A 19,972-nucleotide genomic window follows, 5' to 3' on the forward strand; every position below is an offset into this window, starting at 1 on the left:
TCAGGCGTCGAGCACTTCGCGGACCTTCGCCGTCAGCGCCCGCTCGGTGAACGGCTTCTCGATGAACGCGGCCCGCTCGGAGAGGATCCCGTGGCGATGCACGGCCTCGTCCGAGTAGCCGGACATGAACAGGATCCGCACGTCCGGGGCGACCTGGCCGATCCGCTCCGCCAGCGCCTGGCCGCTCACCTCGGGCATCACCACGTCGGTCAGCAGCAGGTCCACGCCGAGCTCCGTGCACGCCCGCTCGGCCTCGTGGGCGTCCCGCACGGTCAGCACCGTGTAGCCGTTGTGCTCGAGCAGGAGGCGGACGAGGTCGCGCACGTTCGGGTCGTCCTCGACCACGAGCACGGTCTCGGTGCCGCGGACGGGCTCCGGCTCGACCGCCGTCTCCGGCCTGCGACCCTCGGGGCACGACGCGGCCGGAAGGTAGATCTTGAACGTCGTGCCGCTGCCGCGCTCGCTGTAGACGTAGATCCCGCCGCCGCTCTGCTTGACGACGCCGAACACGGTCGCCAGGCCCAGCCCGGTGCCCTCGCCGCCCTGCTTGGTGGTGAAGAACGGCTCGAACAGGTGCGCGCGGACCTCCGCGTCCATGCCCACCCCGGTGTCGGAGACGGCGAGCAGCACGTGCGGCCCGTCGAGCGCGTCCTCGCCGTGCTGGGCGAGCTCGACGTTGCGCGTCTCGATCGTGAGCGCGCCGCCGCCCGGCATCGCGTCGCGGGCGTTGGCGGCGAGGTTGAGGATCACGCGCTCGAGCTGCGCCTGATCGGCCATGACCGGCGCGAGGTCGCCGGCCAGGCGCGTGCCGACGCTGACGTCGTCGCCGATGATCCGGTGCAGGATCGCCTCCATGCCGGCGACGATCTCGTTGAGGTCGAGCACCGTCGGGCGCAGGACCTGACGACGGCTGAACGCGAGCAGCTGGCGCGTGAGGCCCGCCGCCTGCCGGGCGGCGCGGGCGATCTCCTCGATCTCCTCTCCCCCGTCGCGGTCGCGCAGGATCTCGGCGTAGCCGGAGATGACCATCAGCAGGTTGTTGAAGTCGTGCGCGACGCCGCCGGCGAGCCGGCCGATCGCCTCCATCTTCTCCGCGTCCGCGAGCCGCCGCTCGAGGCGCTTGCGCTCGCTGACGTCGTGCGCGACGACCAGCACGGCGTGGCGGCCGGCGTAGTCGATCCGACCGGTCGTGACCTCGACGTCGAACACGGTGCCGTCGCGCCGGCAGTGGCGCCACTCCATCGGCCGGAGCTCACCCGCGCCCTGGCGCTCGGCGAGGACGGCCAGCAGCCGCGGGATCTCCTCCGGCGGGCGGATGTCCTTGATCGTCATCGCGAGCAGCTCGTCGCGGCTCCACCCGTAGCGCTCGACCGTGGCGTCGTTGACCTCGAGGAAGGCGAGCGTCTCGTGGTCGTGGACCCACATCGGCGTCGGGGACGCCTCGAACAGCATCTGCGTGCGCTCGCGGCTGCGGTCGGCCTCGATCGCGACCGCGGTGCGGCGTCCGATCTCGACCATCAGCTCGAGGTCGGCGCCGCCGTAGTGGCGGTGCGTGGCCAGCAGCGAGAGCGTCCCCAGCACGCGCGTCCCCGCGCTCAGCGGCACGCACATCGCCGACTTCAGGCCGAGCTCGCGCATCACCGCGAGCGCCGCCCAGTTGCCGCGCGCCGCGGCGAACAGCGCGTCCTCGGTGACCTCGCGCACCAGCTCGGGCTCGCCCGTGCGCATCACGATCGCGGGGCCGTGCGGCGCGTCGGGCGGGAGCGGCGGGAACGCCTTCGGCAGCGCGACGCGCCGCTCGAGCTCGCCGTTCTCTCCCTCCAGGTCGATCGCGCACCAGCCCGCGAAGGTGGGCACGAGCAGGTCCGCGACGCGTTCGAGCGTCTCCTGGCGCGGGAGGCCCGACCCAAGGATCGCGCCTACCCGCGCCAGCAGCGTCAGTTGCGCCGCTGGCCCGGGCATCCGCGTAAGTGTTGCTTAGACGGCAGTGGGCGTGCCGAGCTGCGCGTAGAGCGGGAACTTGTCGGCGATCGCGGTGACGCGCTCGGTCAGCTCCGCCTTGGCGGTCTCGAAGTCCGGCTGCAGCGCGCGGGCGATCAGCTTGCCGACCTCCTCGAAGTCCTCCTGCTGCAGGCCGCGCGTGGCCAGCGCGGGCGTGCCGACGCGCAGCCCGCTCGTGACCATCGGCGGGCGCGGGTCGAACGGCACCGCGTTGCGGTTGACGGTGATGCCGATCGAGTGCAGCCGGTCCTCCGCCTGCTGGCCGTCCAGCTCGGAGTCGCGCAGGTCGACGAGCACGAGGTGCACGTCGGTGCCGCCGGTCAGCACGTTGACCCCGCTGCCGGCCTGCAGCAGCTCGGCGGCGACGGCCTGGGCGCCCGCGACCGTGCGCTGCTGGCGCTCCTTGAAGAGGTCGCTCGCGGCGATCTTGAGCGCGACGGCCTTGGCGGCGATCGCGTGCTCGAGCGGGCCGCCCTGCTGGCCCGGGAAGACCGCGGAGTTGATCTTCTTCGCGTACTCCTCGCGGCTCAGGATGAGGCCGGAGCGCGGGCCGCCGAGGGTCTTGTGCACGGTCGTGGTGACGACGTCGGCGTGCGGCACGGGGCTCGGGTGCACGCCCGCGGCGACGAGCCCGGCGAAGTGCGCCATGTCGACCATCAGCAGCGCGCCGACCTCGTCGGCGATCTCGCGGAAGCGCGCGAAGTCCAGCACGCGCGGGTAGGCCGACCAGCCCGCGACCAGCAGCTTCGGGCGGTGCTCCTTGGCGAGGCGCTCGACCTCGTCCATGTCGATCCGGTGATCCTCCGGCGAGACCTCGTACGGGACGATGTCGTACAGCCGGCCGGACACGTTGAGCTTCATGCCGTGGCTCAGGTGACCGCCGTGCGCGAGGCTCAGACCCATGATCCGGTCGCCCGGCTGCAGCAGCGCGTGGTAGACGGCCGTGTTGGCCTGCGCGCCCGCGTGCGGCTGGACGTTGGCGTGCTCGGCGCCGAACAGCGACTTCGCCCGGTCGATCGCGAGCTGCTCGATGATGTCGACGTACTCGCAGCCGCCGTAGTAGCGCTTGCCCGGGTACCCCTCGGCGTACTTGTTGGTCAGGACGGAGCCCTGACACTCGAGCACGGCCTGGGGCACGAAGTTCTCTGAAGCGATCATCTCCAGCGTGCGCTGCTGGCGCTCCAGCTCATGGCCGATGGCCTCGGCGACCTCGGGGTCGACCTCGGCGAGCGGCCGATCGAAGTAGTCGGGCTGCAGGGCGGTCATGGCAATTGACGGTAGCGCGTCACAAAGACGGTCTCCGCGTCCAGTTAAGGCGTGATGGACGACGACGAGCTCCTCGCCCGCAGCGTGCACGATCCCGCGGCCTTCGGGACGTTCTACGAGCGCCACGAGCGGCTGGTGCTCGGCTACTTCGTGGGCCGCGTGCGGGACTCCGAGCTCGCGGCGGACCTGGCCGCCGAGACGTTCGCCACGGCGCTGCTGGCCGCCCGCAAGTACCGCGGCGACGGCGCGCCCGCGTCGGCCTGGCTGCTCGGCATCGCGCGGCACGTCCTGCTCGGGTCGGTGCGCAAGGCCCGCGTGCAGGACCGCGCGCGGCGGCGCCTGGGCATGGAGCCGATCGTGCTCGACGACGCGCTGCTGGAGCGGATCGCCCGGATCGACATGGAGACGCTGCTCGCCCGGCTCGGCCCCGACCAGGCCGAGGCCGTGCGCGCCCGCGTCCTCGACGACGAGGACTACGGCGTGATCGCCGCGCGGCTGCGCTGCTCGGAGAGCGTCGTCCGCCAGCGCGTGAGCCGCGGGCTGGCCCGGCTGCGCACGATGGTCGAGGAGGAAGCCTGATGCCCGAGATCCCCGCTCTTCGTGATGCGCTCGTGCGCGCGGGCGTGCGCCGGCGCCGGCGCCGGCGTGCGGTCGGCGCGGCCGTGCCGGCGTTCGCCGCGGTCGCGGCGGCCGTCGCCTTCGCGCTGCCACGGGCGGCGGACCCCGAGCGCGACGTGCCGCCCACGAGTGCGCCGCTTGTACAGGGGTTCTCGGTCTTCGCCCGCCCGCAGACGGACAGGGACCGCGCGCTGCCCGCACGGCTCACCTGGTTCGCGGGACCTGACCTGGACCCGACGCTCACCCGGCGCGTCGGTGGCGCGTTCGTCCTGGCCACCACCACCGGCTCGGTCTGCGTCGCGCAAGGGGACGGCGACCAGGTCACGGGCAGCTGCGCCCCCGCCGAGGAGGTCCGAGCCGGCGCGCGGGTCGCGGCCCGGACGGCCGACTCGCTCACGCTGCTCGTGCCGGACGGCGCGCACGACATCCGGACCGACTACCGCGACACGGGCTGGACGTTGTCCGCGGCGGCGCAGGACAACGTCATCGGCGTCGCCGACCCCGACAGGCTGGCGGCGCTGTCCTGGACCGACGCGAGCGGCGTCCGCCGGATCGAGCGCTTCGGCGAGCAGCGCCGGTGGGCGATGGCCAGGCGCTGCGCGGGCGTGTTCCCGTTCGACCCGCTTCCCGCCGACGCGCGCGCCCTCGCCACCCGCCAGGCCCTGATCGACGCGGTGCGGGTCGAGCCCGGCGTCACCACCGCCCGGGTGCTGGGCAGCACGGCCGCGCCGAAGACGAGCTGCTCCGCCGCGGTCTCCCGCCGGCTGGTGGCGGTGCAGCTGCAGCTCGGATCAGGGCGGCGGACCGTGTTCGTCGGCTGGGTCAAGGGGGAGGCGCAGACGTTCGTGCTGCCGTCGCGCTGACCCTCAGGAGATCAGCGACCGGACGAGCCCCGCGGGCACGGCGCCCTCGCGCAGGATCACCCATTGGCCGTCGTCCTCGTACGTGCGCAGGTCGATCACCGTCGACGGCGTGCCCGGCAGCTCGCCGCCGTCGATCACGAGGTCGGCGGCGTCGCGAATGGCCTGCGGCACGTCGTCGAGCCGCCGCGCGTCGGGCCCGCCGCTGAAGTTCGCCGACGACTGCATGATCGGCCGGCCGACCGGCGCCAGGAACGGCACGCGCACGCCGAGCCCGCCGGGCAGGATGAGCGTCACGCCGCCGGGCAGCAACCGCCGCACGACCGCGTCCGTCCGCTCGCCCGCCGCGGGCACCGACTCGAGGTCGAAGTACATCGTCGCCGACGGCTTGTCCGGCGCCCGGCCCTTCAGCGCGTAGAGCTTGGCGATCGCGTCCGCGTCGTCGGGATCGCACGCGAGCCCGTACACGGTGTCGGCCGGGAAGACGGCGACGCCGCCCGCGGCGACGCACGCGCCCAGCGCGGCCGCTTCGGCGGGCGACATCACGCCGCGCCGCCCAGGTCCGCGCGCCGCGCCACCGCGACGCGCTCGATGCCCGCGAGGTCGCGCACGCGCGACACGTCGCCGAAGCCCGCCTCACGCAGCAGCGCCTCGATCGCGTCCGCCTGCCCCTGGCCGTGCTCGAGCGCCAGGAAGCCGACCGGCGCGGTGACCAGACGGCGGATCACGTCGAGGCCGTCCCCGCCACCGAACAGGGCGCCGTGCGGCTCGAACTGCGCCACGTCCGGCATCAGCCGCGCGCCCGACTCCACGTAGGGCGGGTTGGAGACGATCGCGTCGGCTTCGAGGTCGCCCCACAGGTCGGCGTGGACGAACGTCACGTCGAGCCCGAGCCGGAGCGCGCTGCCCCGTGCCACGTCGAGCGCGTCCGCGGACACGTCGGTGGCGACCACGTCCAGGTCCGGGCGCTCCTGCTTCAAGGCCAGCGCGATCGCGCCCGAGCCGGTCCCCACGTCGATCACGCGCGCGCCGGCGGGCAGGCTCAGGGCCGCCTCGACCACGAACTCGGTCTCGGGGCGCGGGATCAGCACCCGCCGGTCCACGGCCAGCTCGATCCAGCGGAAGCCCTTGCGACCGGTGATGTACGCGACCGGCTCGCGGTTGCGCCGGCGGCGCACGAAGTCCATGAACACACGCGCCTGCGCGCCGCTGATCTCGCGCCGCGAGTCGACCACCAGCTCCAGCCGGTCGATGCCCATCGCCGCCGCCAGCAGCACCTCGGCGTCCAGCCGCGGGTTCTCGCAGCCCGCCGCGGTCAGGGGGATCGTCGCGGAGTCCAGCGCGTCGCGGACCGAAGTGGCCGCGAGCGGCACTACGAGACCGCTTGCTCTTCGAGCCGGCGCCGCTTCTCGGCGTCCTGCAGCGCGGAGCTGATCTCGTCCAGCTCGCCGCCGAGCACGGCTTCGAGGTTGTGGACGGTGAGGTTGATGCGGTGGTCGGTGATCCGGCGCTGCGGATAGTTGTACGTGCGGATCTTCTCCGCGCGGTCGCCCGTGCCGACCTGCGACTTGCGCTCGGCCGACAACGCGTCCTGCTGCTTCTGCAGCTCGGCCTCGTAGAGCTTCGCGCGCAGGATCTTCATCGCCCGCTCGCGGTTCTGCAGCTGGGACTTCTCGTCCTGCATCGAGATCACGATCCCGGACGGCTTGTGCGTGATGCGCACGGCCGAGTCCGTCGTGTTCACCGACTGGCCGCCGGGCCCACTCGACCGGTACACGTCGATCTGCAGGTCGTTCTGGTTGATCTCGACCTCGACGTCCTCGACCTCGGGCAGCACCGCGACCGTCGCCGTGGACGTGTGGATGCGGCCCTGGGACTCGGTCTCGGGCACGCGCTGCACGCGGTGCGTGCCGCCCTCGTACTTGAAGATCGAGTACGCGGCGTCGCCCTTGATCTCGAACGTGTACGCGCCGTCCGACGCGTCCATCGTCTCGAACTTGTAGCCGAGCCGGTCGGCGTAGCGCTGGTACATGCGGTACAGGTCGCCCGCCCAGATGCCGGCCTCGTCGCCGCCGGCGCCGCCGCGGATCTCGACGATCACGTTCTTGTCGTCGTTGGGGTCCCGCTCGACCATCGCGAGCCGGATCTCCTCTTCCAGACGCTCGATGCGCGCCCGCGCGTCCTCGAGCTCGGCGCGCAGATCGGGGTCCTCTTCCTCCTCGAGCAGCTCCTTCGCGCCCTCGAAGTCCGACTGCGCGAGCCGCCACTCCCCCGCCAGCTTGTACGCGGGCGCGAGGCGGTTGTAGACGCGCCCGGCCTCGGCGAAGCGCTCCCGGTCCCCGATCACCTCGGGGAGGGACATCGACGCCTCAGCTTCGGTGAAGCGCGCTTCGATCTGCTCGACGAGGGACTCGATCACAACGCCTTATGTTAGGCCGCGACCTCGACCCCCACACGCGCGTCGTCGGAAGCCGCGCGCGGATCCTCGACCGCCAGCACCGCTTCCAGCGCCGTGATGGCGACGACGACCTGGTCATCCTCGGGTTCGCGCGTCGTCAGCTTCTGCAGCTGCATGCCGGGCCAGATGATCAGCTGGACCCACGCACGCCCGCGGTTGCGCCCGGCGAACTTGATCAGCTCGAACGCGATCCCGGCGACCAGCGGCACGCCGACGATCCGCGTGAGCAGCAGGATCCACCACGCCGGCAGGCCGACGGGCGCGAAGACGAAGATCGCGACGACCATCACCACGAGCAGGAACGACGTGCCGCAGCGCGGGTGCAGGCGCCCGAAGCGCTGCACGTGCTCCACCGTCAGCGGCTGCCCCGCCTCGTAGCAGGAGATCGTCTTGTGCTCGGCGCCGTGGTACTGGAAGAGCCGGAACAGGTCCTTGGCGCGCGCGAGCAGCCAGATGTAGCCGAGGAAGATGACCGTGCGGACGACGCCCTCGACGAGCCAGAACAGCCAGGCGGAGCCGAGCTGCTCCTTGATCAGGCTGGTCAGCAGCACCGGGACGGCGAAGAACAGGCCGGTGGCCAGGGCCAGCGCGGCGACGATCGTGAACGCCCACGTGCCCTTGCCGATCGGCGGGGCGTCCGGGTCCTCCTGCGCGTTGGCGCTGATCTCGAGCGCCTTGAAGCCGATCGACATCGACTGCGCGAGCGCGACCACGCCGCGGATCACCGGCCAGCGGAGGGCGCGCGAGCGCGTCACCCAGGACACGACCGGATGGGTCTCGACGGCGATCTCGCCGTCCTTGCCGCGGGTCGCCACCGACCAGGTGGAGACGCCACGCATCATCACGCCCTCGAGGACGGCCTGGCCGCCGACGGGCGCATCGCGCTGCTCCGGGCTATTGCTCACATACGTGTGATCGACAACCCGGAGCGCGCATTGAGCGCCAAGGGCGCCTGCTTACTTCTTCGCGCGGGCCGAGCCGCTCTTCGCCAGCTTGCGCTGGAAGCGCTCGACGCGCCCACCCGTGTCGACAAGCTTCTGCTTGCCGGTGTAGAACGGATGGCAGTTGGAGCAGATCTCCACGTGCATGTCGCCCTTGGTGGAACGCGTAACGAACTCGTTCCCGCAAGTGCAGCGCACGGTGGCCTCTGCGTATTCGGGGTGGATCTCGGTCTTCATGGCTCTTACCAGTGTAGGCCGGGCTTCAAGGTCAGCAGGAGGCCGTGAGCGAGTCGTTCTCCTCGCTGGACTCGTCCACTTCCGAGCGCGGATCGACGACCGCTTCGAGCGCCTCCCCGTCCCGGCACGGCGCTCCCGGCATGAAGACGTCGATCGACTCGCCGGGCGCCAACCCGGCGACCCGCGCGGAGCCCAGCGGCACGCCGCCGACGATGAAGGCGACGTCGAACGGGCCGGCCGCCGAGCGCCCGCGGTTGACGACCTCCGCGACGTAGCCGGCGGAATCGTCGGCGACGGTGCGCAGCACGAGGTCCGGCCGTGCGTCGGGGACCTTGCAGACCGGCGACGTGGCCCGCTCGCTGCGCACGGTCTTGCCCTTGGCCGTGCGCCAGCGGAAGTTCACGACGGCGCGGTAGTTCGATCCCGGCAGCAGCCCTTCGACCGTCTTGTCGTACGTGTACTTGCCGTAGCCGGCCGGGACGGTGATCCACTCGCCGAAGCCGTCCGCCGCGACCGCACGCCAGCGCGCCCGGCGGTCCGACACCTGCAGCGTGAACCGCAGCTGCATCCGGGTGTCGCGCAGCGCGGACATCCGCCCCTGGAAGACGGCTTCCCCCGCCTTGGGATCGCAGCTGCCGAGCGTGGCCTTGCCGAGCCCCGCGGCGTCCGCCGCCGGTACGACCAGGACGAGCAGGGCAGCGCAGAGCCCGATGATGCGCCTCCAGCGAATCATGCGAGCCACAAAACCCACGAACGTCGCGTAAGTTGCGCGTATGCCCTCCTACGACTGGGAACGTCCGCTCGCAGACCTCAAGGAGCTCGCGGCGTTGACCGGCGGCCCCGACGGCGCGCGCCGGCTGGCGTGGAGCGACGACTGGCGCACCGCGCGCGAGTGGCTGCTGAAGAAGCTCGACGAGACCGACGCCTCGGTCGAGCGTGACGTCGCCGGCAACCTGTGGGCGACGATCCCGGGCCAGAGCGAGCAGGTCGTCGTGGTCGGCTCGCACATCGACGCGGTGCCGCATGGCGGCTGGCTCGACGGCTGCCTGGGCGTGTGCGCCGCGCTCGAGGTGCTGCGCGCCCACAAGGGCGAGACGCCGCAGGTCACGCTCAAGCTCGTCGACTGGGCCGACGAGGAGGGCGCGCGCTTCGGCCGCAGCCTCCTCGGCTCCTCCGCCGCCGCGGGCACGCTCGTCCCCGACGACGTGCGCCACCTCAAGGACGCCGCCGGCGTCACGCTCCCGGACGCGCTCGCCGAGAACGGCATCGACCTCGACACCATGGGCCAGGCGGAGCTCCCGCCGATCGCCGCCTACCTGGAGCTGCACATCGAGCAGGGCCCGAGCCTGGAGGAGGCCGGTAAGCCCGCCGCGGCGGTGATCGGCTGCTTCGGCGTCGAGCGCCACAGCATCACCTTCAGCGGCAAGGCCAGCCACGCCGGCTCGACGCCGATGAACCTGCGCCGCGACGCGTTCCTCGCCGCGGCCCGCTTCGGCCTCGCGGCCCGGGAGTCGGCGATCGACCGCGGCGGCGTCGCCACGATCGGCACGGTCACCGCCGAGCCCGGCATCCCGACGATCATCAACCAGCGCTGCGAGGTGACGCTCGACCAGCGCGCGTTCACGCGCGAGCAGCTGCGCGACATGCTGGCCGACGTGAAGTCCGCCGCGGACCGGATCGCGGACGAGGACGGCGTGACCGTCGAGTGGAAGCGCATCTGGCAGATCGACCCGATCCCGTTCGACGAGACGCTGGTGGACCTCGCCGCGCAGGCCGTCGGCGAGGTCACGGGCGACGAGGACCCGCCGCGGCTGCCGTCGGGCGCGCTGCACGACGCCGCCGAGGTCGCCCGCCGCTACCCGACCGTGATGGTGTTCAGCTCCAGCATCGACGGCGTCAGCCACAACCCGACCGAGGACACCGCCGAGGACGACCTGCGCGTCGCGCTGCAGGCGTTCGGGCGCCTCTACGACTTGAGCGCGGGGATGATCTCCGCGCCGTAGGCCTCGAGCGTCTCGTCCTGGCCCTCGGTCATCAGGTAGACGATCCACTCGTCCACGCCGATCGCCTCCAGGCCTCTCAGGCGCTCCACGACCTGGGAGGCCGAGCCGATCACCGTGAACCGGTCGCAGATCTCGTCGGAGACGAACGAGCCGTGCGCCGCGCCCACGCGCGAGTGGTCCTTGTAGTCGTAGGCGTCGCGCTGCTTGATGTAGTCGGTCAGCTCGCGCGGGATGTCGGACGTCTCGCCGTGCACGCGGATGATGTCCGCGACGTGGTTGCCGACCATCGCGGGGAACCAGCGCACCTCGTCGCGCGCCTGCGCGAGGTCGTCGGTGACCTTCGACGGCGCGCACACGAGGCAGCGCAGCGCGGCGGGATCGCGTCCCGCCTCCTCGGCCGCCCGGCGCGCCGTGGCCATCGTCCACTCGATGATCGCCGGGTCGGCGAGCTGGATGATCACGCCGTCCGCCACGCGCCCGGCGACGCCGAGCGCGCGCGGCCCGTAGGCGGCGACGTAGAGCGGGATCTCGGGTTTGCCCTGCGCCCACTGCAGCTGGATCTCGGTGCCTTCCCAGTCCACCGCCCGCCCGTTCATGAAGTCCCGGATCATCGCGCAGCGCTGCTCGAAGATCGCGATCGGCGTGGGCTTGCGCCCCATCACGCGCACGGCGCTGTCCCCGCGGCCGATCCCCATCACCATGCGGCCGCCGGAGATGTCCTGCAGCGTGGCGTGGGCGCTCGCGGTCACCGCCGGCTCGCGCGTGACCGGGTTGGTCACGCACATGCCGATCCGCATCGTCGACGTGCGGTCGGCGAGCAGCGTGATCAGCGGGTACGGCTCCTGCCAGAGGATCGGCGAGTCGTACGTCCAGCCGCTGTCGAAGCCCAGCGACTCGGCCTTGACGACCAGGTCCACGAGCCGCTGGTACGGAGGATCGGGCAGCACCGTGACGCCGAAGTCGAGCACTAAGCGGAAGGTACTCGATCGATCAACGCGCGGATCTTCTCCTCGGGCAGCGCCACGCGCAGCGCCCACGAGTAGATGCCCGCGCTGAAGATGATCACCGCGGCCATGTCCCACCACAGCGGGAAGATCGGGTGCTCGAGCGGCCCGAAGTCGCTCAGGTAGACGATCAGCCCGAGGCCGACCAGGTAGACCGGCAACCACGGCGCCGAGCGCAGCTCGAACTCCGGTCGCACCGGGTTCAGCCGCAGCACGTGGTTGAGCGTGAGGATCACGTAGCCGAGCAGGATCGCGACGCCCAACTTCCAGTCGGTGGTCCAGCCCGACCACAGGATCAGCAGGTTGGCGACCGCGAACGCCGCCGGGCCGAGCACCCGCGCGGCGGGCAGCCGGTACGGCCGCTCGGCGTCGGGCACCTTGGCGCGGAGCACGCCGAGCGCGAGCGGCGCGCCCGCGTACATCAGCACGCTGGCGCTGGTGATCAGGCCGACGAGCGAGCGCCACGACGGGAACGGGAGGAAGCACACGCAGCCGACGACGAACGCGGTGAGCAGCCCGACCCACGGCACGCCGCGGCGGTCGGTGGTCTCGTACGCGCTCGGGATGTACCCGTTGCGGCTCAGCCCGTAGGACACGCGCGACGCGCCCGTCGTGTAGATCAGGCCGGTGCCGCCCGGGGAGACGACCGCGTCGATGTAGAGGATCGTCGCCAGCCAGCCGAGCCCGGCGAGCGTCGCCAGCTCGGCGAACGGGCCGCTGAAGGTCGTGAACGGCGAGCTCGCCCAGCTGATGCCGATCTGCGAGGCCGGCAGCGCGAGCAGGAACACGAGCTGCAGCAGGATGTAGATGACCGCGCCGATCGCGATCGCGCCGATCACGGCGCGCGGGATGTCGCGCTTGGGGTTGTGGCTCTCGCCCGCGAGCTGGTCGGCCTGCTCGAAGCCCAGCAGGGCGAACACGATGCCGCCGGTGGACACCGCGGCGAGCACGCCCGCGGCACCGCCGGGCGCGAAGCCGTCGGCCGCGTGGAAGTTGCCGAAGTGCAGCCCGGCGAACGCCAGCGCGATGATCGTCAGGACGGGCACGCCGACCTTCCACCACGTCGCCGCGCTGTTGGTGTTGGCGAGCTTGCGGACGCCGAGGAAGTTGATGGCCGTCAGCGCCGCCATCAGCAGCACGGCGACGACGATCCCGGTGGCGGTCAGCACGTTCTGCCCGTTTTTCACGTGCATCCAGTCGTGCGCGAACGAGTAGTGCTGGCTGTACTGGATGACCGCCATCACCTCGATCGGCGCGACCGTCGCGGCCTGCAACCACGAGAACCAGCCGAACGACGCGCCCACCGCGCCGCCGAACGTGTAGTGCGGGAACCGCGCCGTGCCGCCCGCCACCGGGTACATCGCGCCGAGCTCCGCGTGCACCAGCGCCAGCAGCAGGATCGCGATCGCCCCGATGCCCCAGGAGATGACCGCGGCGGGGCCGGCGATCGACAGCGCGCCCTGCGCGCCGAACAGCCACCCCGATCCGATGATCGAGCCGCCGGACGCCCACAGCAGGCCGATGAACCCGATCTCGCGTCGCAGCCCGGGACGGCCGGGCCGCTCGCGGGACGACGGGAAGGGTGCCTGGTGGGTGGTGATCGTCTCGGCCATGCAGCCAAGGCTGCGGCGACCGATGATGAGCCCGCATCCGCCGATCGGATGATCGAGCGAAGCGTTCATCTGCGCGCGGCATCTTCGAACCATGAGCTCGCTCGCCGCCTGGCTGCACGACGGACCGGTGCAGAACCTGATCGTGGCCGACCAGGAGCTGGCGGCCGGGGACGTCGAGCGGGCGCGCACGATCCTGCGCGCCACGATCGCCGACCTGCGCGGCGCGCTCGCGGACGGTCCGCGCGAGCCGGTTCCGGCCGGCGACGACGTGCTGCTCAGCGTCGCGCGCGAGCTGCTGACCAACGTCACCCGGCACGCGGAGGCGCACCGCGTGGTGCTCGAGGTCACCGACGACGGCCGCGGCTTCGCGGGGGCGCCCGCGGCCGGGCACCTCGGGCTGGCGCTGGTGGCCGAGCGCGTCCGCAGCGCGGGCGGTCAGCTGCGGATCGACTCCGCGCCGGGCGCGGGGACGCGCGTGCGGGTCGTCATTCCAACAGGCCGCGCCGCATCGCCTCCGCGACGGCCGCCGCGCGGTCGCCGACGCCCAGCTTCTCGTACAGGTGCGCGAGGTGCGTCTTGACCGTCGCCGTGCTCAAGTACAGCTCCTGGGCGATCGCGGGCGCGGTCTTGCCCGCCGCGATCCGGTCGAGGATCTCGCGCTCGCGGTCGCTGAGCAGCGGACGCTCACCGTCGAGCTCACGGCCTTGGATCTCGCCGAACAGCCCCGCCTGCAGGCTCGGGTCGAGCACGTGCTCTCCGCGCCCCACGGCGGCGATGGCGTCGCAGATCGCGTCACGCCCGGCGTCCTTGGAGAAGTAGCCGGCCGCGCCGGCCGCGACCGCCGCGTACACGAGCGCGCTGTCCGTCGCTGCCGACAGCACCAGCACCGGCACCGAGGAGCGGCCGATCACCTCGAGCCCGGAGAGCCCGGGCATCCGCAGGTCCACCACGGCGACGTCCGGCGCGTGGCGGCGGATCCCCGCGAGCGCCTCCCGCCCGTCCGCGGCCTGCCCGACCAGCTCGAAGCGCGCGTTCACCGCGCGTGCGAGCCCATCTCGGAACAGCGGATGGTCGTCCGCGATCAGCACTCGCATGCGTACGAGGCTGACCGCGGAAGATGAGGCTCAGCCCAGCGCCGGCTCGAACAGCGACCGCTTGAGGAAGCGCCCGCGGCCGGGCTCGGAGACGACCTGGCCGTCGGCGTAGACCGTGTCGCCGCGGGAGAAGACGAAGCGGGGCTTGCCCTGCACCTCCCAGCCCTCGAACGGGTCGTAGTCGACGTTCATGACGTGCGTCTCCGCGCTGATCGTGTGCTTGACCTCGGGGTCGAAGACGACGATGTCCGCGTCGAAGCCCGGGGCGATCGCGCCCTTCTTGTCGAGGCCGAAGATCCGCGCCGGGCCCCAGCTGCCGTGGCGGACGACGTCGACGATGTCCATGTGGCCCTCGCGGACGCTGCGGTCGTAGAGCAGGGTCAGCCGGTGCTCGATCGCGGGGAGCCCGTTCGGGATCTTCGTGAAGTCGCCGAGGCCGAGCTCCTTCTGCTCCTTGAAGTTGAAGGGGCAGTGGTCGGTGCTGATGCCCTGGAGCGCGCCCTGGCGCAGCGCCTGGTAGAGCACGTGCTGGTTGTAGGCCTCGCGCAGCGGCGGGGAGCAGACGTACTTGGCCCCTTCGAAGCCGGGGCGGTCCAGGTCCTCGACGGTCAGGTAGAGGTACTGGATGCAGGTCTCGCCGAAGATCGGCAGCCCGCGGTCACGCGCGGCCTGGATCTCCTTGACCGCCTCCTCGCAGGTGACGTGCACGACGAACAGCGGCCGGCCCGTCCACTCCGCCAGCCGGATCGCGCGCGACGTCGCCTCGCCCTCCACCTCGGGCGGCCGCGTGGACGCGTGGAACTTCGGGTCGGTGTCCCCGCGCTCGAGCGCTTCCTTCTGGTAGCGGACGACCGCGTCGCCGTTCTCGCAGTGCACCATCACGAGCCCGCCGGTCTTGCCCGTCTGCTCGAGCACGGCGATGAACTGCTCGTCGTCGACCATCAGCGCGCCCTTGTAGGCCATGAAGACCTTGAACGAGGTCACGCCCTCGGCGACGCACTGCTCCATCTCGGCCACGACCTCGGGCCGCGCGTCGGTGATCGCGCAGTGGAAGCCGTAGTCGATGTGCGCCGCGCCGTCGGCGCGGCCGTGCCACTCGGCCAGCGCGTCCTTCAAGGACCCACCGACGTACTGGATGCAGAAGTCGACGATCGACGTCGTGCCGCCCGCGGCGGCGGCCGCCGTGCCGGTGTCGTAGTCGTCGCAGCTCCAGGTGCCGCCGAACGGCATCGAGAGGTGCGTGTGGTTGTCCACCAGGCCCGGCAGGACCAGGCAGCCAGAGGCGTCGATCTCCTCGTCGCCGGACAGGCCGGTGCCGACCGCGACGATCGCCTCGCCGTCGATGAGCACGTCCGCGTCGAACGCGTCGGTGGCGGTGACGACCCGCCCACCCCGGATGAGCCGTGTCATCCCCGGAAGCGTACTGGTGATGTATGGAACGTGTTTGGGACTACCCGCGGCCGCCGGCGGTCGTGCCGTGCGAGCGGCGCGTCCGGGTCGAGCTGGACGGCGAGGTCGTGGCCGACTCCACCCGTGCGCTGCGCGTGCTGGAGACGAGCCACCCGCCGGTGATCTACATCCCGCCCCACGACGTCGTGGACGGGTGGCTCGTGCCGAGCCGCAAGCGCACCAGCTGGTGTGAGTTCAAGGGCCGCGCGCACTACTTCTACGCCGCGACCCGCTCGGACGAGCGCCCGGTCGCCTGGACCTACCACGACCCCTCGCCGGGCTACGAGGCCCTCAAGGGCCACATCGCCTTCTACCCGGCCCGGGTCGACGCCGCCTACCTCGACGACGAGCGCGTCGAGGCCCAGGACAGCGACTTCTACGGCGGCTGGATCACCAGCGACCTGGTGGGCCCGTTCAAGGGCCCAGCAGGCACGCTCGGCTGGTGACTAGCGCGCGAAGGTCAGCGTACCCGTGACGGGACCGAACTTCGTGACCTCGTAGCCGTCGACGTAGACGCGCGTGACGGTGGAGCCGGCGTAGAGCGCGATCGTCTTCGCCGGCACGCCGGCGGACGGCTGCTTGTACCAGTCGGTGGCCTTGCCGTCGTTCATGCGCAGCTTGACCTTCGAGCCCGCCAGGCCGCCGGAGATCTCGCCCTTGTACTGGTTCTTGCAGCCGTTCTCGTACAGGTGCAGCGTCGACGCGCCGATCTTCTTCGTCGCGACCTGCATGAAGACGGTGGTCGAGCAGGCGGCGTTGGACGCCGGAGCCGCGAGCGTCGAACCCGCGGCGACGGCCAGCACCGTCGTCGCAGCGGCCAGGGACCGCCGAAGCGTGAACTGCATGGGTGTCTCCCCTCCGAGCCGGCGCGGCCCCCTGCCGCGCCGAAGGAGGCGGCATCCTCCCAGATCCGGAGGACGAGACCGCGCCAGGCTCGCTAAGTGATCTGGTAGACCGGTCCGTCTCCGCCTTCGGGCGGGGTGAGCCGGCCGCCCTTGGCGGTGATCGCGCCGCACTGGACGCAGTTGGAGGGGTTGACGATCAGGTCGACCATCCCTTCAGCCGGCGCGTCCTCGGGCACCTCGTAGACGCCGGCCGGGCACATGTAGGTCCACGCGTCGGCGACCTCCCGCGGGACGCGCTGCTGGATCTTGATGTGCGACGGCGCGTCGTCGCGGGTCGCGTTGCCGGTCAGGAAGACGCCGCTCAGCTTGTCGAACGTGTACTTGCCGTCCGGCTTCGGATAGCGCTCCTCGCGGCCCGAGTAGCGCAGTGGCGCCTCGGCGTCGCGGTGCGTCGGCCAGTGCCCGCCCGGGAAACGGCCCTTGGTGAGGACCATCGCGTTCGTCAGCGCGCCGCCGACGACGAGGCCCTTGCCGAACGGCTGCTTCATGTTGCGCGACTCGTAGAGCTCCTGGCCCATCTTGGACTTGTAGACCGCGTCCTCGTAGCCCTTGAAGTCGGACGAGCCGGCCTTGAGCTGCTGGTAGATGGTCTCGGCGGCGAGCCGGCCCGACTCGATCGCGTAGTGGATGCCCTTGAGCTTGGGCACGTTGACCATCCCGCCCGCGTCGCCGGCGATGACCATGCCCGGCGCGTGCAGCTTGGGCATCGCCCAGTAGCCGCCCTCGGGGATCGCCTTCGCGCCCCAGGCGACGCGCTTGCCATCGCCGAGGATCTTCTTGACGAGCGGGTGCAGCTTGAACTCCTGCAGCACGTCGTGGACGGAGAAGCGCGCGTCGGTCCAGTCGAGGCCGGTGACGAAGCCGATCGAGACCTTCGGCGTCTCGCCCTCGCGGTTCATGCCGTAGATCCACGAGCCGCCGAACTCCTGCCACTTCGCACCGGCGCGCAGCGGCCAGCCGAGCGTGTGGACGACCTTGTCGAACGGCTGCTCGACCTCCCACACCTCCTTGACGCCGAGCGCCCACACCTGCGGGTCCTTCGGCGCGAGGTCGAGCGCTTTCAGGGCGGCGCCGGTGAGGTGCCCCCAGCAGCCCTCGGCGAGCACGGTGGCCTGGGCCATCACGTCGCTGCCGGGCTCGAAGTTGCCCTTCTCGCCGCCGGACTTGTCGCGACCCTTGTCGCCCGTGCGGACGCCGACGACCTTGCCCTCCTCGACCAGGAGCTTGTCGCCCGTGGTCTCGGTGAGGATGTAGGCGCCCAGCTCCTCCGCCTTCTCGCCCAGCCAGCGGTTGAGCTCGGCGACGGAGACGACGTAGTTGCCGTGGTTCCTGAAGGGCGGCGGCGTCGGCTTCAAGGGAACCGCGCGCTTGCGGTTCGGCATGAAGTACACCGTCTCGCGCTTGACCTCGCCGTAGTGCGGCCACGAGTCGTCGTCCGGGAGCAGCTCCCGGATCGCGCTCGGGTTCATGACCCCGCCCGAGAGCTGATGCGCCCCCGCGACCCGGCCCTTCTCGATCACGGCCACGGGCACCTCGCCGAGGCGCTCGGTGAGCTCCTCGTCGTCGGCCAGCAGCTGCAGCAGGCGGATGGCGCAGGCCAGCCCGGCCTGCCCGCCGCCGACGATCGCGACGCCGACCTCGATCCGCTCGTCCGGATCGTCCGTCGGCGGGCCGACGAACTCCGCCGCCGAGTCGACCGGCGGCGGGAACTCGCTGGGGGCGCGGTTCACGCTACGCGCCCTTCTTCGCCTTCACGGCCTCGGTGAGCTTGGGCACGATCTTGTTCAGGTCGCCGACGATGCCGAGGTCGGAGAACTCGAAGATCGGCGCGTTGGAGTCCTTGTTGATGGCGACGATGTTCTCGCTCGCCTGCATGCCGACCTTGTGCTGGATGGCGCCGGAGATGCCCGCCGCCAGGTAGAGCTTGGGCGACACGGTCTTCCCCGTCTGGCCGATCTGCGCCGAGTACGAGTACCAGCCCGCGTCGACCACCGCACGCGTCGCCGCGACGGCACCGCCGAGCGCGCCGGCGAGCTCCTCGAGCGCGTCGAAGCCCTCCTTCTTGCCGAGGCCGCGACCCCCGGCGACGAGGACGTCGGCGTCCTCGATGTTGACGTCCGCGCCGCGCTGCTCGCCGCGCTGGACCATCTTCGCCTTCAGGCTGTGCGCCTTGAACTCGACCGGCAGGTCCTCGACGGTGGCCGTGCCGCCGGTCTCGGCGACCTCGAACGCGTTCAGGCGGCCGATGATCACGCCGACGCCCGAGCGGTAGTGCACCGAGGAGATCTGCGAGTCCTGCAGGATCGGGCGCTCGGCGACGAGCTTGCCCTCCTCCACGCGCACGCTGGTGACCTCCATGCACACGCCGGCGTCCAGGCGCGCGGCGAGGCCGGCGCCGATCTCGAAGCCGAGCAGGCCGCCGCCGAACAGCGCGTACTCGTGGCCACCGGCGGCGATGGCCGCCTCCATGGCGTCCACGACCGGCTGCGCGAGGCCCTCGGGCCCCTCGACGCGGTAGACCTTCGAGGCGCCGTAGTTGCCCAGCTGCCCCGCGAGGTCGTCCGACACGCCCTCGCCGATGACGATCGCGTGGCACTCGGTGCCGAGCTGCTGCGCCAGGCGCGCGCCCTCGGAGACCGCGCCGAGCGAGTTCTTGTTGAACGCGCCCTCGTAGTGCAGCGCGTAGACCAGGATGCCGCTCATGCCAGGAGCTTCCTCTCGTCCAGCCACGCGACGATCTTCTCGACCGTCTCGTTCGTGTCCTCGTCCTCGATGATCTGGCCGGCGGCCTTGGCGGGCGGCGCGGCGAACTCGCTGCAGTGGGCGCGCGCGTTGTCGTAGCCGACGCGACCGGCCTCGATGCCGACGTCGCCGGCGGCCTTGGTCTCCAGCGGCTTCTTCTTGGCGCCCATGATCGCCTTCAGCGACGGGTAGCGCGGCTCGTTGATCGCGTCACCGACGGAGATCACGGCCGGCAGCTCCACCTGGACGGTGTCGTAGCCGTACTCGGCCTGGCGCTCGCAACGCAGCGCGCCGCCCTCGACGTCGATCTTGATGACCTGCGTAAGCGACGGCATCTGCAGGTGGTCGGCGACCACGGCGCCGATCGTGTAGCACTCGCCATCGTCGGACTGCTGGCCCAGCAGCACGAGATCCGGGTTCTCGGAGGCGAGCACCTGCGCGAGCGCGTAGCCCGTGCCGTTCACGTCCGAGCCCGCGAGCGCGTCGTCGCTCAGGTGCACCGAGCGGTCGGCGCCGAGCGAGACCGCCTTGGTGAGCGCGCGCTTGGCGCTCTCGGGCCCCATCGTGACGGCGACCACCTCGTCGATCGAGAGGGCGCCGCCCTCCTTGAGCTGCATGGCCGCCTCGATGGCGTGCGTGTCGAACGGGTTGAGGTTCTTCTCCCCGCCTCGGTCCAGCCGCCCCGTCGAGGGGTTGATGCGCTTCTCGACGGCGGCGTCCGGCACCTCTTTGACCAGGACGCAGATCTTCACAGGCTCAACTCCTCGGAACTCAGACTTTC

At 71.6% G+C, this 19,972-nt stretch carries 21 protein-coding genes; 5 read left to right on the forward strand and 16 right to left on the reverse strand.

Annotated elements, in window-relative coordinates; translation table 11 throughout:
- Complete coding sequence (locus C8N24_RS05490; protein WP_121248779.1) at positions 1-1,962, reverse strand: ATP-binding protein; 1,962 nt, start codon at positions 1,960-1,962, stop codon at positions 1-3.
- A gap of 15 nt (positions 1,963-1,977) precedes the next feature.
- Positions 1,978-3,267, reverse strand: coding sequence for a serine hydroxymethyltransferase (gene glyA, locus C8N24_RS05495; protein ID WP_121248781.1), 1,290 nt, complete (start codon positions 3,265-3,267; stop codon positions 1,978-1,980).
- Between the two features lie 54 nt (positions 3,268-3,321).
- On the opposite strand from glyA, the gene C8N24_RS05500 reads away from it, so the two are divergent.
- The gene (locus C8N24_RS05500) at positions 3,322-3,846 is read left to right on the forward strand and encodes an RNA polymerase sigma factor (protein WP_121248783.1); all 525 of its coding nucleotides are present in this window, start codon (positions 3,322-3,324) and stop codon (positions 3,844-3,846) included.
- Complete coding sequence (locus C8N24_RS05505) at positions 3,846-4,748, forward strand: hypothetical protein (protein ID WP_121248785.1); 903 nt, start codon at positions 3,846-3,848, stop codon at positions 4,746-4,748. Before C8N24_RS05500 ends, C8N24_RS05505 begins: the two co-directional genes overlap by 1 nt.
- 3 nt (positions 4,749-4,751) lie before the next feature.
- On the opposite strand, the gene C8N24_RS05510 is transcribed toward C8N24_RS05505, so the two are convergent.
- Genes C8N24_RS05510 through C8N24_RS05535 form a run of 6 tightly spaced genes read right to left on the reverse strand, consistent with a single transcriptional unit; the run spans position 4,752 to position 9,114 of the window.
- A complete protein-coding gene (locus tag C8N24_RS05510; RefSeq protein ID WP_147447649.1) occupies positions 4,752-5,288 on the reverse strand; it encodes an L-threonylcarbamoyladenylate synthase in 537 nt (178 codons plus the stop codon).
- Positions 5,288-6,118 carry a peptide chain release factor N(5)-glutamine methyltransferase gene (prmC, locus tag C8N24_RS05515; protein ID WP_211339847.1) on the reverse strand — a complete coding sequence of 277 codons (831 nt, stop codon included), beginning with the start codon at positions 6,116-6,118 and terminating at the stop codon, positions 5,288-5,290. Before prmC ends, C8N24_RS05510 begins: the two co-directional genes overlap by 1 nt.
- Complete coding sequence (prfA, locus tag C8N24_RS05520; RefSeq protein ID WP_121248789.1) at positions 6,118-7,164, reverse strand: peptide chain release factor 1; 1,047 nt, start codon at positions 7,162-7,164, stop codon at positions 6,118-6,120. Before prfA ends, prmC begins: the two co-directional genes overlap by 1 nt.
- Before the next feature lie 11 nt (positions 7,165-7,175).
- A complete protein-coding gene (locus C8N24_RS05525; RefSeq protein ID WP_121248791.1) occupies positions 7,176-8,108 on the reverse strand; it encodes a DUF1385 domain-containing protein in 933 nt (310 codons plus the stop codon).
- A 51-nt stretch (positions 8,109-8,159) separates the two neighbouring features.
- Positions 8,160-8,381 (reverse strand): 50S ribosomal protein L31, encoded by a 222-nt coding sequence (gene rpmE, locus C8N24_RS05530; RefSeq protein ID WP_121248793.1) that lies wholly within the window; start codon positions 8,379-8,381, stop codon positions 8,160-8,162.
- 31 nt (positions 8,382-8,412) lie between these two features.
- Positions 8,413-9,114 (reverse strand): CARDB domain-containing protein, encoded by a 702-nt coding sequence (locus C8N24_RS05535; RefSeq protein ID WP_121248795.1) that lies wholly within the window; start codon positions 9,112-9,114, stop codon positions 8,413-8,415.
- A gap of 40 nt (positions 9,115-9,154) precedes the next feature.
- Here C8N24_RS05535 and C8N24_RS05540 point away from each other — a divergent pair, with 40 nt between their 5' ends.
- Positions 9,155-10,384, forward strand: coding sequence for a Zn-dependent hydrolase (locus tag C8N24_RS05540; RefSeq protein ID WP_121248797.1), 1,230 nt, complete (start codon positions 9,155-9,157; stop codon positions 10,382-10,384).
- Here C8N24_RS05540 and C8N24_RS05545 read toward each other — a convergent pair.
- The gene (locus C8N24_RS05545) at positions 10,348-11,352 is read right to left on the reverse strand and encodes a TIGR03842 family LLM class F420-dependent oxidoreductase (RefSeq protein ID WP_121248799.1); all 1,005 of its coding nucleotides are present in this window, start codon (positions 11,350-11,352) and stop codon (positions 10,348-10,350) included. The two genes, C8N24_RS05540 and C8N24_RS05545, sit on opposite strands and share 37 nt — an antisense overlap.
- Positions 11,352-13,001 (reverse strand): APC family permease, encoded by a 1,650-nt coding sequence (locus C8N24_RS05550; protein WP_121252957.1) that lies wholly within the window; start codon positions 12,999-13,001, stop codon positions 11,352-11,354. The genes C8N24_RS05545 and C8N24_RS05550 overlap by 1 nt, the downstream gene beginning before the upstream one ends.
- A 91-nt stretch (positions 13,002-13,092) precedes the next feature.
- Between C8N24_RS05550 and C8N24_RS05555 the strand changes: the two genes are divergently transcribed.
- Complete coding sequence (locus tag C8N24_RS05555) at positions 13,093-13,581, forward strand: sensor histidine kinase (protein ID WP_121248801.1); 489 nt, start codon at positions 13,093-13,095, stop codon at positions 13,579-13,581.
- Here C8N24_RS05555 and C8N24_RS05560 read toward each other — a convergent pair.
- On the reverse strand, positions 13,487-14,095 hold the full coding sequence (locus C8N24_RS05560; RefSeq protein WP_121248803.1) for a response regulator transcription factor: 609 nt from the start codon (positions 14,093-14,095) through the stop codon (positions 13,487-13,489). The two genes, C8N24_RS05555 and C8N24_RS05560, sit on opposite strands and share 95 nt — an antisense overlap.
- A 30-nt stretch (positions 14,096-14,125) precedes the next feature.
- Positions 14,126-15,505, reverse strand: a complete 1,380-nt coding sequence (gene hydA, locus C8N24_RS05565) for a dihydropyrimidinase (protein WP_121248805.1) — start codon at positions 15,503-15,505, stop codon at positions 14,126-14,128.
- 23 nt (positions 15,506-15,528) lie between these two features.
- Between hydA and C8N24_RS05570 the strand changes: the two genes are divergently transcribed.
- Positions 15,529-15,990, forward strand: coding sequence for a DUF427 domain-containing protein (locus C8N24_RS05570; protein WP_121248807.1), 462 nt, complete (start codon positions 15,529-15,531; stop codon positions 15,988-15,990).
- Here the strand turns inward: C8N24_RS05570 and C8N24_RS05575 are convergent, their stop codons facing one another.
- The 4 genes from C8N24_RS05575 to C8N24_RS05590 form a co-directional block, all read right to left on the reverse strand.
- The gene (locus C8N24_RS05575) at positions 15,991-16,389 is read right to left on the reverse strand and encodes a hypothetical protein (protein ID WP_121248809.1); all 399 of its coding nucleotides are present in this window, start codon (positions 16,387-16,389) and stop codon (positions 15,991-15,993) included.
- 92 nt (positions 16,390-16,481) lie between these two features.
- Positions 16,482-18,179 carry an electron transfer flavoprotein-ubiquinone oxidoreductase gene (locus tag C8N24_RS05580; RefSeq protein WP_121248811.1) on the reverse strand — a complete coding sequence of 566 codons (1,698 nt, stop codon included), beginning with the start codon at positions 18,177-18,179 and terminating at the stop codon, positions 16,482-16,484.
- 1 nt (position 18,180) lies between these two features.
- Positions 18,181-19,152 (reverse strand): electron transfer flavoprotein subunit alpha/FixB family protein, encoded by a 972-nt coding sequence (locus C8N24_RS05585; protein WP_121248813.1) that lies wholly within the window; start codon positions 19,150-19,152, stop codon positions 18,181-18,183.
- On the reverse strand, positions 19,149-19,943 hold the full coding sequence (locus tag C8N24_RS05590) for an electron transfer flavoprotein subunit beta/FixA family protein (RefSeq protein WP_211339848.1): 795 nt from the start codon (positions 19,941-19,943) through the stop codon (positions 19,149-19,151). Before C8N24_RS05590 ends, C8N24_RS05585 begins: the two co-directional genes overlap by 4 nt.
- Positions 19,944-19,972 lie beyond the last annotated feature (29 nt).

Source organism: Solirubrobacter pauli (genome assembly GCF_003633755.1).
Lineage (GTDB): Bacteria > Actinomycetota > Thermoleophilia > Solirubrobacterales > Solirubrobacteraceae > Solirubrobacter > Solirubrobacter pauli.